General features: G+C 61.6%; 11 protein-coding genes and 1 riboswitch. Of the genes, 5 read left to right on the forward strand and 6 right to left on the reverse strand.

Translation table 11 applies throughout. From position 1 onward, the window contains the following. Nucleotides 1–4: 4 nt before the first annotated feature. Nucleotides 5–568 (reverse strand): peptide-methionine (S)-S-oxide reductase MsrA, encoded by a 564-nt coding sequence (msrA, locus tag LQ232_RS03140; protein WP_230178898.1) that lies wholly within the window; start codon nt 566–568, stop codon nt 5–7. Between the two features lie 65 nt (nt 569–633). Here msrA and LQ232_RS03145 point away from each other — a divergent pair, with 65 nt between their 5' ends. Together LQ232_RS03145 and LQ232_RS03150 are read left to right on the forward strand one after the other, a co-directional pair. Further along, nucleotides 634–1,806 (forward strand): acyl-CoA dehydrogenase, encoded by a 1,173-nt coding sequence (locus LQ232_RS03145; RefSeq protein WP_230178899.1) that lies wholly within the window; start codon nt 634–636, stop codon nt 1,804–1,806. A 12-nt stretch (nt 1,807–1,818) separates the two neighbouring features. Beyond that, nucleotides 1,819–2,691, forward strand: coding sequence for a YdcF family protein (locus LQ232_RS03150; protein WP_230178902.1), 873 nt, complete (start codon nt 1,819–1,821; stop codon nt 2,689–2,691). 209 nt (nt 2,692–2,900) lie between these two features. On the opposite strand, the gene LQ232_RS03155 is transcribed toward LQ232_RS03150, so the two are convergent. After that, the gene (locus LQ232_RS03155; protein ID WP_230178904.1) at nt 2,901–4,514 is read right to left on the reverse strand and encodes a UbiD family decarboxylase; all 1,614 of its coding nucleotides are present in this window, start codon (nt 4,512–4,514) and stop codon (nt 2,901–2,903) included. 215 nt (nt 4,515–4,729) lie between these two features. On the opposite strand from LQ232_RS03155, the gene LQ232_RS03160 reads away from it, so the two are divergent. The 3 genes from LQ232_RS03160 (at nt 4,730) to nrdR (ending at nt 7,730) form a co-directional block, all read left to right on the forward strand. Further along, entirely contained in the window at nt 4,730–5,734 is a 1,005-nt protein-coding gene (locus LQ232_RS03160) for a lytic transglycosylase domain-containing protein (RefSeq protein ID WP_230178906.1), read from the forward strand. Nucleotides 5,735–5,757: 23 nt separating this feature from the next. Further along, nucleotides 5,758–5,883: riboswitch (ZMP/ZTP riboswitch) on the forward strand. A gap of 56 nt (nt 5,884–5,939) precedes the next feature. Then, entirely contained in the window at nt 5,940–7,190 is a 1,251-nt protein-coding gene (gene glyA, locus LQ232_RS03165; RefSeq protein ID WP_230178908.1) for a serine hydroxymethyltransferase, read from the forward strand. A 69-nt stretch (nt 7,191–7,259) separates the two neighbouring features. Further along, on the forward strand, nt 7,260–7,730 hold the full coding sequence (nrdR, locus tag LQ232_RS03170; RefSeq protein WP_230178911.1) for a transcriptional regulator NrdR: 471 nt from the start codon (nt 7,260–7,262) through the stop codon (nt 7,728–7,730). 7 nt (nt 7,731–7,737) lie between these two features. On the opposite strand, the gene LQ232_RS03175 is transcribed toward nrdR, so the two are convergent. The 4 genes from LQ232_RS03175 to LQ232_RS03195 all read right to left on the reverse strand — a co-directional run bounded on the left by LQ232_RS03175 (nt 7,738) and on the right by LQ232_RS03195 (nt 13,455). Further along, complete coding sequence (locus LQ232_RS03175) at nt 7,738–8,205, reverse strand: type IV pilin protein (RefSeq protein WP_305878427.1); 468 nt, start codon at nt 8,203–8,205, stop codon at nt 7,738–7,740. Beyond that, on the reverse strand, nt 8,202–11,951 hold the full coding sequence (locus LQ232_RS03185) for a pilus assembly protein (RefSeq protein WP_230178912.1): 3,750 nt from the start codon (nt 11,949–11,951) through the stop codon (nt 8,202–8,204). Before LQ232_RS03185 ends, LQ232_RS03175 begins: the two co-directional genes overlap by 4 nt. A gap of 28 nt (nt 11,952–11,979) precedes the next feature. Continuing rightward, nucleotides 11,980–12,492 carry a hypothetical protein gene (locus tag LQ232_RS03190; protein ID WP_230178914.1) on the reverse strand — a complete coding sequence of 171 codons (513 nt, stop codon included), beginning with the start codon at nt 12,490–12,492 and terminating at the stop codon, nt 11,980–11,982. Nucleotides 12,493–12,570: 78 nt separating this feature from the next. Continuing rightward, a complete protein-coding gene (locus LQ232_RS03195; RefSeq protein ID WP_230178916.1) occupies nt 12,571–13,455 on the reverse strand; it encodes a PilW family protein in 885 nt (294 codons plus the stop codon). Between the last annotated feature and the right edge of the window lies 1 nt (nt 13,456).

Consider the following 13,456-nt stretch of genomic DNA (forward strand, 5'->3'; position numbering starts at 1 on the left):
GCGATCAATCCTTTTTGAGCAGGTCGGCAAAGGTCTTCTGGAACTTGGCCACCTTGGGCGCGACGACGAAGGCGCAATAGCCAGCGTGGGGGTTGTGCTCGAAATAGCGCTGGTGGTAAGCCTCGGCAGGGTGGTAGTTGGCCAGAGGGCGCACTTCGGTCACGATGGGCTTGCCAAAAGCATGGCTGGTTTCCAGTTGCTCGATCAAGGCCCGGGCCTGGTGCGCCTGCTCGCTGTTGTGGGTGTAGATGCCTGATCGGTACTGGGTGCCCTCGTCGTTGCCCTGGCGGTTGAGCGTGGTGGGGTCGTGGATGGTGAAAAATACCTCGAGCAGCTGGTGGTAGCTGACCTGGCTGGGGTCGAACTTCACGCGCACGACCTCGGCATGGCCCGTGGTGCCTGAGCAGACGTCTTCGTAGCTTGGCTTGGGATGTTGGCCATTGCTGTAGCCGGATTCGGCGTCGATCACGCCCTTCAATTGGTTGAAAACGGTTTCGACGCACCAAAAGCAGCCACCACCAAACGTGGCTTCTTCAATGGTGTTGCTTTGGGGGGCATTAGCTTCCATGGGCGGTGTCCTTGTGCGTAGACTGACGTGCGATGCGCAATGATCATCCAAACCAAGTCAATTCCATGAGCAAAGCCACATTTTCCTGGGCCGATCCCTTGTTGTTGGATGCCCAACTGTCGGACGAGGAGCGTGCGATCCGTGATGCTGCCCAGGCTTATTGCCAGGACAAGCTGCAGCCTCGCATCCTTTTGGCCAACCGCGAAGAGCGGTTTGACCGCGAATTGATGAATGAAATGGGTGCCTTGGGCTTTCTGGGGGCCACCATTGAAGGTTATGGCTGCGCGGGTGTCAACCATGTCTGCTATGGACTGATCGCACGCGAGGTGGAGCGGGTTGATTCGGGCTACCGCAGCGCCATGAGCGTGCAAAGCTCTTTGGTGATGCACCCCATCCATGCCTATGGCAGCGAGGCGCAGCGGCAAAAATATTTGCCCAAACTGGCCACGGGCGAGTGGGTGGGTTGCTTTGGCCTGACCGAGCCCAATCACGGCTCCGATCCCGGCAGCATGGTCACCCGGGCCACCAAGGTCGAGGGCGGCTATGTGCTCAACGGCGCCAAGATGTGGATCACCAATTCACCCATCGCCGATCTGGCGGTGGTGTGGGCCAAGCTGGACGACACCATCCGCGGTTTCGTGGTCGAGCGGGGCATGAAAGGCTTCAGCACGCCACGCATTGAGGGCAAGCTCAGCCTGCGTGCCAGCGTGACCGGTGAGATCGTGCTGGACCAGGTGCTGGTGTCGGACGAGCACATCCTGCCCAATGTGTCAGGCCTGAAAGGGCCATTTGGCTGCCTGAACAAGGCGCGCTATGGCATTGCCTGGGGTGCCATGGGCGCGGCCGAGTTCTGCTGGCACGCTGCGCGGCAGTACACGCTGGACCGCATCCAGTTTGGCCGGCCGCTGGCCCAGACCCAGCTTGTTCAAAAGAAGCTGGCCGACATGCAGACCGAGATCACCTTGGGCTTGCACGCTGCCCTGCGCGTGGGGCGTTTGCTGGACGAACACCAGGCCGCACCAGAAATGATCAGCCTGATCAAGCGCAACAACTGCGGCAAGGCGCTGGACGTGGCGCGCCTGGCCCGCGACATGCATGGTGGCAATGGCATCCACGATGAGTACCACGTCATGCGGCACATGGTGAACCTGGAAACGGTCAACACATATGAAGGCACGCACGATGTGCACGCCTTGATCCTGGGCCGTGCCCAGACCGGCTTGCAAGCCTTTTTCTGACAAGGGCCCGCCATGCAGGATTGGGCGGCCTGGAAGCCATTGATCAGCGCGTTGTTGTTGCCCCCGGTGCCCTGGCTGGTACTGGTGTTGGTGGGAGCCCGGCTGATCCTGCCGCGACGCAATCTTGGTTATTTTTTGCTGCTGGTGGGCGTGGTCGGTTTGTGGCTGGGCAGTTGCTCTGGCACAGCCACCTGGCTGCAAAACCACGTGTTGCGGCCGCCGCCGGCCTTGCTGGGCGAAACCCAGGACAGATTGGCCGCCAGCGGGAAGGTCTATGCACAGCAGGTGGCGCTGGCCCGGCGCCAGGGCAAGGCGCCGCCGCCGCCCACGGTGGGCATCATGGTGCTGGGCGCGGGCCTGGTGCCCAAGTCTCAGGAATACGGTGTCACGGACCTGACCCATTTCTTTGCTGAACGTCTGCGTTATGGCGTATGGCTGAGCCGCTTGACGGGATGGCCCTTGGGCGTGACCGGGGGGGTGGGATGGGGGCAGAAAGGCGTGCAGGATGGCCCTGCCGAGGCTGAAGTGGCTGGGCGGGTGGCTGAGCAGGCTTACGGCCTGCCTTTGCGCTGGGTTGAAAAGGACTCGGCCGACACCCGGGGCAATGCGGCGGGCGCGGTGACCTTGCTGGCGGATCAAGGCGTGACCGAGATCGTGTTGGTGACCGATGCCTTCCACATGCCGCGTTCAAGGCGGGCCTTTGAACAGGCCGCGGCCAGTTGGGCGGCGCGCGCTGGCAAGCCCGCGCCTGTGATCACGCCGGCCCCGGGCAAGTTCTGGGGCAAGGAAACCAACCCCATCCTGGAATGGATTCCTTCAGGCGGTGGCATGGTCAACGTGCGCCTGCTCTGTCACGAGCTGCTGGGCATGCTGGCTGGGAGTTAAGCCTCGTTAAAAATCAGGCCCAGAAATAGAAACCCCCGGCCTGGGCCGGGGGTTGGAGCGGCCTAAGCCGTCCTTGGAAAGGGCAAAGATTAACGTTTGCCACATCCCGTCAGACGCAGTGACTGCGTCTTTTCAAGGTGCCTGTTCAGCAGGCAAATTCAGATTAATCCAAGCCACGGCCGGGTGCAAGTCCTTTTGTCAGCATGGGATCAACCTGCCGTGAATTTGGTCCCCATGATGTCTTGCAGCAAGCCATCGACACGGCGTGTGACCTCGTCGGGCATGGTGATGGTGCGCCCCCACTCGCGGCTGGTTTCACCGGGCCATTTGTTGGTGGCGTCCAGGCCCATTTTGCCGCCCAGGCCGCTCACCGGTGAGGCGAAATCCAGGTAGTCGATCGGTGTCTGGTCGACCAAGGTGGTGTCACGCACCGGGTCCATGCGGGTGGTGATGGCCCAGATCACTTCCTGCCAGTTGCGGGTGTCCACGTCCTCGTCCACGATGATGATGAACTTGGTGTACATGAACTGGCGCAGGTAGCTCCACACGCCGAACATCAGCCGCTTGGCATGCCCGGGATAGGATTTCTTCATGCTGATGATGGCCATGCGGTAGCTGCAACCCTCGGGGGGCAGGTAGAAATCGACAATTTCGGGAAACTGCTTTTGCAGGATGGGCACGAAGACTTCATTGAGGGCCACGCCCAGCACGGCGGGTTCGTCTGGCGGCTTGCCGGTGTAGGTGGAGTGGTAGACGGGGTCGGTGCGGTGCGTCATGCGGCGCACTTCGAACACCGGAAACCAGTCCTGCTCGTTGTAATAGCCGGTGTGGTCGCCGAAAGGGCCTTCCAACGCATGCAGGTAGCCGCCACGCTCCATCAACGGCACGCCATGGTCGCTGCTGCCTTTGAAGCCGGCCGGGGCCGTGGGGATGTGGCCTTCGAGCACGAACTCGGCGCTGGCCGGCACTTGCAGCCAGTGGTCGCCTTCGGCGGTGCGCTCACCCACTTGCGTGTTGACCACCTCGGTGCGGCTGCCGCGCAGCAGGCCGGCGAACTGGTATTCGCTCAAGGAATCGGGCACGGGGGTGACCGCGCCAAGGATGGTGGCGGGGTCGGCGCCAAAGGCCACGGCGATGGGGAAGGGCTGACCAGGGTTGGCCAACGCGAACTCCCGGAAATCCAGCGCGCCACCACGGTGGGCCAGCCAGCGCATGATGACCTGTCGGGGCCCAATCAACTGTTGGCGGTAGATGCCCAGGTTTTGGCGCGTGCGCGCTTTGGGCACGCCCTGGGGGCCTCGGGTGACGACCAGGCCCCATGTCAACAGTGGGGCGGCGTCGTCAGGCCAGCACAGCTGAATGGGCAGCTTGCCCAGGTCCACATCGCTGCTTTCCAGGACGTGCTCCTGGCAAGGCGCCTTGCCCGCCCGTGAGGGCTTCATGTCCCACAGCGCCTTGGCCATGCTGAACAGCTTGCCGGCGTCCTTCAGGCCTTTGGGCGGTTCGGGCTCTTTCAGGCTGGCCAACATGCGACCGATGTCGCGCAATTCACTGACGTCATCGGCTCCCATGCCCAAAGCGACACGGCGCGGCGTGCCGAATAAATTGGTCAAAACTGGGATTTTCGGAAGTGGTGCCCCCCCGGTTCGCGGGGGTGTCAGGCCAGTCGGTTGTTCAAACCAAAGCGCTGGCCCGCCTGCCCGAAGCACGCGATCGCTGATGGCGGTCATCTCCAGCCGCACCGACACAGGTGTTGCCACACGTTTCAGTTCGCCCAACTTTTCCAGGCCGGACACGAAGTCCCGAAGGTCGCGATATTTCATGTTTTATGTATAAGAGATGATTTCTTTATGCTTGACTGGTTATTACAGGCTTGCCTAGAATCCGCTCGCAACGACCCCGGAGTCTTTTTATCCGGGTTTTCCCTGTGTCTCAGCGGCGCAGCACGGCCAGCAGTGGACGTGCCCATGATGGGGGTGATTATCGCCATCGACGCTACTGGAGACCTCCAGTGAACCGTGGTGAGGAAAGGAGTGTCATGACAGCAATCAATCGTGACGTGAGCGAGCTGGTCTCGTCCGCACGCGCTGGCGTGAGTTTGTTTGTGCAGGATGTGGTGACTGGTTTGCGCCAGGTGAGCCACAACGCATTGGCCCTGTTGGGCTTGGCCGCGGTGGCTGTGGTGGTGTTTTTGTCCGGCCGTGACGATGTGCGCCATGGTTTGGAAAGCCAGGTGCTGAGTTGGTTGGTGGACCGTGCCACCGCCCGCACGCAAGTGGCGGTGGACCCTGAACTCAATGACGTCTTGCTGGCCATGGCCGAGCCTGAGGCCATTCAGCGGGCCACGGCGATTGACCCGGCGGATCTGACCCGCCAGCAGGCCGCTGTGGCTTATTGGCTGTCGCGCCGTTACAGCGTGGCGCCCGAGCCCATCAGCCGTTTGGTGCAAGAAGCCTGGGACGTGGGCCGCCGTGCGGGCGTCGAGCCCACGCTGATCCTGTCGATCATGGCCATCGAGTCCAGCTTTAACCCGTTTGCGCAAAGCCATGTGGGTGCCCAGGGCCTGATGCAGGTCATGACACGCATCCACCACGACAAGTACCAGATCTTTGGCGGGCAGAACGCCGCGTTTGACCCGGTGACCAATTTGCGCGTGGGCGTGCAGGTTCTGAAGGAGTGCATTCAGCGCGCCGGCAGCCTGGAAGGTGGCCTGAAGTACTACGTGGGCGCCGCGAACATGGCCAACGACGGGGGCTATGCCTACCGCGTGCTGGCCGAGCAGGCTTTCCTGCGGCAGGTGGTGGCGGGGCAGAAGGTGCCCGTGAACGTGTCTACACCTGTGCAGACCATGGTGCAGGCCGAACCATCGGCACCTCAGATGTTGCCTGCTGCGGCAGCTCAGCCCCACCCTGAGGCGGCGGCTGTGCAGGGCGGCAATCCTGGCCCCGCCGTAGCAATTCCGCCAGCAGCCCTGCCGGCGGCACCCTCTGCCAGCGAGTCGGCCCCCATTCGCAGGGCCGAACAGGTGGCTTTGGCGCACTGAGCGCCTGGGTCCGATACAATCCAGACTTGCCGCGCGACTGGCGATAGACGGTCCCCTTCTGGGATCTGAGGTGGTGAACCACCGGGAAGCGCGGCCGGCACCAGGCATCTGGCCTGATCGCTGCTACGCCGTTCGCCTGGGCAGCCCTCTGGCAGCAATGATGTGCTGCGGTGGGTCTTCACACGACTGAAGAGGACTGCCTTTCATGTTTGACCGCGCCCAACAAACCCTGGCCAACGTTGATGCCGAGATCTGGTCTGCCATCCAGCTTGAGAACAAGCGCCAAGAAGACCACATCGAGCTGATCGCCTCGGAAAACTACACCTCGCCCGCCGTGATGCAGGCGCAGGGCTCCCAGCTGACCAACAAGTACGCCGAAGGCTACCCCGGCAAGCGCTACTACGGCGGTTGCGAGTACGTCGACGTGGTCGAGCAACTGGCCATCGACCGCCTGAAGCAATTGTTTGGCGCCGAATACGCCAACGTGCAGCCCAACTCGGGCTCGCAAGCCAACCAGGCCGTGTTCTTCGGCCTGCTGCAGCCCGGCGACACCATCATGGGCCTGAGCCTGGCCGAAGGCGGCCACCTGACCCACGGCATGCCTTTGAACATGTCGGGCAAATGGTTCAATGTGGTGAGCTATGGCCTGGATGCCAAAGAAGACATCGACTATGAAGCCATGGAGCGCCTGGCGCGCGAGCACAAGCCCAAGTTGATCATCGCCGGGGCTTCGGCCTTTGCCCTGCGCATCGACTTCGAGCGCTTTGGCAAGATCGCCAAGGAAATCGGCGCCTATTTCATGGTGGACATGGCCCACTATGCTGGCCTGATCGCCGCAGGCGTGTATCCCAACCCCGTGCCGCACGCCGACGTCGTCACCTCGACCACGCACAAGAGCTTGCGCGGCCCCCGTGGCGGCATCATCCTGATGCGTGGCGAAGAAATCGCCAAGAAGATCAACAGCGCCATCTTCCCGGGCATCCAGGGTGGCCCGCTGATGCACGTGATCGCGGGCAAGGCCGTGGCTTTCAAGGAAGCCCTGTCGCCCGAGTTCAAGGCCTACCAGCAGCAAGTGGTGAAAAACGCCGCGGCGCTGGCTGACACGCTGACCCAGCGCGGCCTGCGCATTGTGTCGGGCCGCACCGAGAGCCACGTGATGCTGGTGGACCTGCGCCCCAAGAACCTGACGGGCAAGGAAGCCGAAGCCATCCTGGGCAAGGCGCACATGACCTGCAACAAGAACGGCATTCCCAACGACCCGCAAAAGCCGATGGTGACCAGCGGTATCCGCCTGGGTAGCCCTGCCTTCACCACGCGTGGCTTCAAGGAAGAGCAGGCCATTGCCGTGGGCAACCTGATCGCCGATGTGCTGGACAACCCGCACGACGAAGCCAACCTGGCCCGTGTGCGCGAGAAGGTCGCGGCGCTGACCCGCGATTTCCCGGTTTATCGTTGATCGAGTGATACCCCAACCCGGCCCCTGTGCCGGGTTTTTTGTTCTTTGCTGGATGGATGGTCTTTCACCATGCGTTGCCCTTTCTGTGCCCACCCCGACACCCAGGTCGTTGAAACCCGTGATTCCGACGAAGGGGATTCGACCCGCCGCCGCCGCCGCTGTAGTGGGTGCGACAAGCGCTTCACCACGTATGAACGCGCTGAAATCGAGTTGCCCGCCATCGTGAAGCGTGACGGGCGGCGCACCGACTACGAGCGGGCCAAGTTGAAGGGCTCGATGATGGTGGCGCTGCGCAAGCGGCCGGTGAGTGCCGAGGCGCTGGACCTGGCCATTGAGTCGATCGAGGCACGCTTGCGCCAGAGCGGCGACAAGGAAGTGGACTCGACACAGCTGGGCGAGTGGGTGATGAAGGAGCTGCGCAAGCTGGACAAGGTGGCTTATGTGCGCTTTGCGTCGGTTTATCGCAGCTTTGACGATGTGAGCGAGTTTGTGGCGGCGATCAAGGAGACGGCGAAGCGGGGGGGCAAGGAGGGCAGCTGAGCCCTGCTTACTTCCAACACTGGGCCACCGTACCACTGGTGACGCCGCGCACATTGAGCGAATTCAATGTGAAGGTGCCGCATCGGTCGCCTTCCATGACTCTGCCTGTTACGGGTTCGGCATTGAGCTGGTAGCCCGCTATGGTGGAGCCAGTGACCGTGATGTTGTAGATCTGGGTGCCGTCGGCTGCGTCAGTGGGCGAGCGGTTCACACCTGCTGGCAGCGTGATGTTAGGAACAGCCGGGCCGACGGTGGCGACGTAGGTGTTGTTGCCGGCGTAGTACCGTTGCATGAACTGGGCCGCCTCAAGCAATGCCTTCTGAGCCCCCGCCCGATGTCCTCGCCTGACGTGCTCGGTGTAGCTGGGGTAGGCGATAGCGGCCAGGATGCCGATGATGGCCACCACGATCATCACTTCGATCAAAGTGAATCCGCGTGCAAGCCGCGTGGGAGGAAAAGGTGCAACGTTGATCATGGGGTTGGTGGGTTCAAGATTTGGCGCCAAGTGCGTCCGATGATTGACGAGGCCGGCCGCTTCCTTGTCAGCTTGATCACCTGATCGTCAACGGTGTTTTGCGCGCTGACATCGGTTGTGCCGTCGCCGTTTTCTCGGATCAAGATCGTGTCTGTGCCATCGGCGCCCGTGGTGTATACCGAGGAATTCTGATCCAGGGTGTTGACGACCCGGTCGCCATTGGTGTCCAAGATGGGCGCGTCACTGCGGCCCCCAGTTAAGGCGGGCATCAAGAAGTTGTAGCCAACCCCGTCTGCCTCAGTGCAGAACCGGGCGGCTTTGGCAGGCACCATGGTTCCTGCGAACACATAGTCACTGACCAGCATGGGGGCGTAAATCACGCGCTGGCCTTCATCAATGTTCAGATCGATGTACCAGCCTAGCACCTTGCTGTCGCCGTAGTCCACGGGGTTGGCTGACAGATTGAAGAACCCCGATGCCCGGTCGGTCGTGTCGATGGTTTGTTGAACCAGCACATAGGCGGCGGTGTCCTGGAAGGCCGAGTTGCCCGTGGTCATTGGCTTGTCCCACAGGCCGTACAAGGTTTGCCGGTCCAGGTTGTCGTTGTCGCCCGTGTCGATCAGCTTGCCTGTGCCCACGATCACGAAGTTGCCGCCGTTAGGGTGAGGCATGACGGCGGGCGCGGCGGTGATGGGTTGTGGCGTGCCAGAAAGGTCGTCAGCCGTGTACAAAGGAGAACCGTTCAGTCCAACTGAAACCACGCCAGTGTCCGAGACGTCGAAGCGCCAGACATGACCTTTCAGGTCGCCAGCGTAGGCGCCGATCACCTGTTGTCTGCCGTTCTTCACCAGGGTCACGCCGCCCAGGCCATTGCCATCATCTTGGCTGACCTCGATGGAGGAGACGGTGAGGGTGACGTCTTGGGGACGGGCGGGGTTCGCAATGCGGTACTTGATCATGATCAGCGCAGCTTTGCCATCACGGCTGTGCGTGCCATTGCCCACGAACACAGCCCATTCGCCGCTGGGCAGGATGCCCACTTGAGGCGCGCTGGTCATGTAGCCCATGTTGGCCTCATCAGCGCTTGATTTTTCCCACAAGACCGAAGTTGCGCCCATGGCAGTCGGGTTGGTGACATCGAGGGCAAAAATGCCCTTGCCGCCAGCACCCAAGGTCCCGACCAGGATGTTCTTCCAGGCGCCGCCCAAGTACACATCGGATTCGACCAAGGGGCCATCCACGAAGTAGCGGTGGTAGTTGCTGGGGCGGCCATAGTCTTTTTGAGCCAGCACGCTCAGGTTCGGCAGCACGGTCTTTGGCACGTACGCAAAAACTTCCTGCCCTGCCACCACGTTGGTGCCGGCTTGGTCTGCAAAGGCATGCAACATGCCGCCATTGCCCCCCACAAACAGCACCGCAGGGCGTGCTGGCTTGGTGATGCTGGCAAAAGCCGAGTAGGTCTCGCGCCCTAGCGTGCCATCGGGCAAGGTCTCATAGCGCAGGTTGACATTGCCCTTGATCAACAACGGAGTCGAGTTGATGAAATCGGGCAATTTGCCAGCCCGCTTGCGGAACAGCTTGATGCTGGTGGCGGAGTCTTCTTGACTCGTATCGCCACGGATGTAATCCACCAGCTGCGAGCCCGTGGCCCCATTGGGCAAGGTCGGAGTGATGATGGCCTGGTTGGCAGTGCCCAAGGTGTCCCAGTCAAATGCAACGCCTGCCGTGCCTGTCCATGTGAAGATATTGCGATTCGCAGGTGCAGGCACCTTGCTGGCAGCATCCCACCTGACGGGGGAGCTGATGGTTACGCCCTGGGCAGTCAGGGTGAAAGACTTGATGTCGCCAACCCAGCTGGTGGTGGTGTACTCAGGAACGTATTTAGCATTGACACCGCCCAAGACCAGGCTGGCGGCGCCCACACCTGCTTCTTTCAAGCCAGGGCGCTCTGAGGCCCGGTTCAGCGCTGTGGTCAGCGCCGCGGTCAGCTCCGCGGCGTTCTTGGCGCTGAAGTACTGCCCTCTGGAGTTGACGGCGGCATGCAACAAGTCGTCAATTCGGCGAGGGTCGGTGGACGTCACGGCACCACCATCCCACCAGCCCTTGCCGCCAGGCGTGGTCAATTGCACGAGTTGGTTGCTGAGGTCGTCCAAGGGGATGTTGCCGCTCACACCAAGGCCAATGGGGAACTGCACCAAGTGTTGCCAAAAGGCGGGGTCTTCCAGCACGGTGTCGTTGCCGGCAGGAACGTTGTTGTCCAGGCCGTCCAAGCCGGCTTGCAGGTCTGTGTTCCAGTATTTCATGGCCACGTCGGCCAAGGTGGCTGCTCGACCGTCGGAGAAGGGGCGCGCCGGGGTGTAGGTGTAGGTCTTGGCCGGGCGACCATTGGTGGTGGTCTGGACGATCTCGGCGCCTGCAGTGTTGTCAACGTTTCCCACAACGGCTTCATCTTTGTAATAGCCGTCCGTGATCAGCATGTTGTATGAGCGGCGGCAAGACAATGACGTGCTGTTGTCACCCGCCGTCAGCGCGGGATTGTTCACCCAAGGGCTGCGCCGATCCTTGCGGCTGAAATACTCACCCACGCCCGTGAGGGCCGACAGCAAAGGCGTGCCCCCAAGCAACTTGGGCTGTGGCGTGCTGCTGGTCACATCCTTGCTGCTTTGGAAGTTGCGGATCCAGCTCACCAAGTTGTTTCTGCGAGCGGTATCGAAGTCGCGAACGCCGCTTTGCACGATGGAGGTGTTCTCGCCATCGATCAGCGAAGTACCTTGGTGGATCGTGCCCCAGCCCACCCGGATGATGTCGTCGAGTTGGAGGAAGGACTCCGGGATGGCTGCCTGAACCACGTGCAGACGAGTGCGGTAGTAAACGAACCAGTTGGCGTAGTTCTGAAGCTCTTCAGCTTGGGTGCAGGAGGTGGCACCCAAGCAGTCGGCACGGTTGCTGTACTTGGTGAATGTGGTGGCGCCACCGTTGATGTTGTAAGCGGTGTAGCTGCCCACGGCGTTGGGGTTCTGCCCTGCGTTCAACAGGAAGTAGACGGCGGGACTGAAGCTTTTGGGGTAAGCATTGCGGGCAGGTGTTTCGTCACCGCAGTCCATTTTTCCGCCAGCGGGTGGCGTGCGGTGACACCAGATCGCGGAGACGTCCTTCGTGGCAGCGGTCAGGTCCGCGAATTTGTCCGTGCTCGTGGTTTTGTCTGGATCGAACCAAGCCTTGTTGGGGATGGCGTTGGGGTAACGCTCGTCGCCTGAAACCGGGTCTCGAGGCTTGCGCCATGGCTTGTATTCCAGGCGCGGGTTGTAATAGAGCTGGTTGACGTCGGGGGAGCGCATTTGGCGCTGGAACACATTGGTGTTGTCGGTGAGGTCCGCCGGGATGGGGCTGCCGTCGCCCACACGTTGGTTGCCGGCGACGGTGGACTGTTGGCCTGGGTCATGCCTCGGATCGTCAGGGTGCATGACCGGCGAGGTGAAGCCTGGGAAGTTGACCGTCTGCTGGTTGACCGTGAAGGCGCCTTCGGGCACGTACGGGAAGATCATGGACCACGAGGTGTCCAGTGTCAGCATCACGTTCGGCTTGGGCTGCCCCCCGTCGCGTGTGACCAAGGGCTTCTGCGCGGGCGCGTTTGTGGTGGACTGCGTCCAGCCGTTGGGCGTTTGAAGCGTCAACGTCAGCAGGGCGGCCAGGGCAATGCATTGGCGAGCACTGGGGGCTGTGTGACGGGGTGATCTGTTTTGCATGGGGTGTCTCGTGTTTGGGCCGGGTGGCTCAAGGGGACGGGGTCGCTGGTGTCGTCGGGGTCGCGGCCGGTTGCAGAGAAACGACGGACTGCAGCCAGACCACTGATCCTGATGCGCGGGTGGCATCGTAGTCAGGGCCGAAACCTCGAGCAGTGACGATTTTTGCGTTGGGGCTAAACCTGCTGTTTTCGACCAAGCACTGGGGAAGGGTTCTGGGGGCGTAGCTGTCGGTTGCCTTCAAATAGCTTTCAGGCACCGTGGTGGCTTTGATGCCCGCTTGCGGACCACTCCAGTGGGCATAGGTCTCCCAGGTGGCTTTGGTGTCAGTGCCGATGTCGGTGGGTGCTGGGTAAATCGTAATGCGGGGTGTGGGTACCAGCTGGGCTTCGCAAAAGCGCAGGGCGATCTGGGCGGCTTGCTTGGCCAGGTTCTCAAGACGCGCGTTGTTGCTGATTTGATCGGCGGTCAAGGCGCCGCGCATGGCGGCGGCAGAGACCAGTCCGATCACAACCAGCATGATCAACACGACGATGAGCACCACGCCGGATTGCTTGGCATGGCGAAGCTGCGCAGGGTGGCGTGAATGAGTTTGATGAGCAAGGTGGCGCACGGCGGGGCTTCAGTTGGCGCCAGGAAGGCGGTTTTGCAACACGACGGTGGTGGTGAAGGCGCGGTACAAGCGCCTGTCAGCAGGCGTTTCGGGTTGGCCATCACAGCCGAAATAGTTGGTGACTTCGTCCAGCACCTGGGCATCGCTGCGCACCACCACGCAAATGCGGGCTGAGGTCACCCGCGTCCACAAGGCAGAGCTGAGCGCGGGAAGGGCGGTGCCCGTAATTTCTTGCGCTGTTAAATACCGCTCAGCCACGCCATTGCTTGTGGGGCCGGTGGCGCGTGCAACGCCATACAGGATCTTGATGTCTTGAATGTTTTCCACCAGTGGTTGGGGGATGGCATTGCCATTGCCCAGGCACATGAGTGTGTTGCTGGCAACGTAGTAGCGGTTCTCGGCGATGTCCAAGCCACCGCGGGGAGCAAAGGCGTTGCCCAGGCAATCTGTGGGGCGGGGTGGGGTGGCGGTTGTTGGTACTGTGTTGTTGATGTCGGCTTGATAAAGCACCGTGATGGAGTCTGGCTGGGCCGCATTATTGGTGCAGGCTACGCTGTTCAGTGGGCTTGCTTGGGTGTCGGCTGTGGGGCCGCCCGTGCAGCCAAAGATGGCTTCGCCGGTGTACTCCTTGACCAACGCATTGGTTGTCAGGTTGACGGCAATCGGCTTGCCGTAGCCGGCCATGGCAACTTGGCTGCGCAATAAGCCAAGGGCGATGCTGGCGTCCTCGGTCATCTGGGACAAGGCGCTGCTGCCTCGGCTGGAATAACCCGAGCTGACATACATGGCCAAGGCTGCACCGACCACAGTCAGCCCGATGACCATGGCCACGATCAATTCAACCAGGGACAGGCCGGTTTGTTGTTTGCGTTGCGAAGGAAATTGACGGAGCACG

Source organism: Aquabacterium sp. CECT 9606, assembly GCF_918741295.1.
GTDB lineage: Bacteria > Pseudomonadota > Gammaproteobacteria > Burkholderiales > Burkholderiaceae_C > Aquabacterium.

Coding starts and splice junctions, on each gene's coding strand:
- LQ232_RS03185 (WP_230178912.1), bottom strand. CDS start 11,951: ATGCAAAACAGATCACCCCGTCACACAGCCCCCAGTGCTCGCCAATGC.
- LQ232_RS03145 (WP_230178899.1), top strand. CDS start 634: ATGAGCAAAGCCACATTTTCCTGGGCCGATCCCTTGTTGTTGGATGCC.
- LQ232_RS03155 (WP_230178904.1), bottom strand. CDS start 4,514: ATGAAATATCGCGACCTTCGGGACTTCGTGTCCGGCCTGGAAAAGTTG.
- glyA (WP_230178908.1), top strand. CDS start 5,940: ATGTTTGACCGCGCCCAACAAACCCTGGCCAACGTTGATGCCGAGATC.
- msrA (WP_230178898.1), bottom strand. CDS start 568: ATGGAAGCTAATGCCCCCCAAAGCAACACCATTGAAGAAGCCACGTTT.
- LQ232_RS03175 (WP_305878427.1), bottom strand. CDS start 8,205: ATGATCAACGTTGCACCTTTTCCTCCCACGCGGCTTGCACGCGGATTC.
- LQ232_RS03160 (WP_230178906.1), top strand. CDS start 4,730: ATGACAGCAATCAATCGTGACGTGAGCGAGCTGGTCTCGTCCGCACGC.
- LQ232_RS03150 (WP_230178902.1), top strand. CDS start 1,819: ATGCAGGATTGGGCGGCCTGGAAGCCATTGATCAGCGCGTTGTTGTTG.
- nrdR (WP_230178911.1), top strand. CDS start 7,260: ATGCGTTGCCCTTTCTGTGCCCACCCCGACACCCAGGTCGTTGAAACC.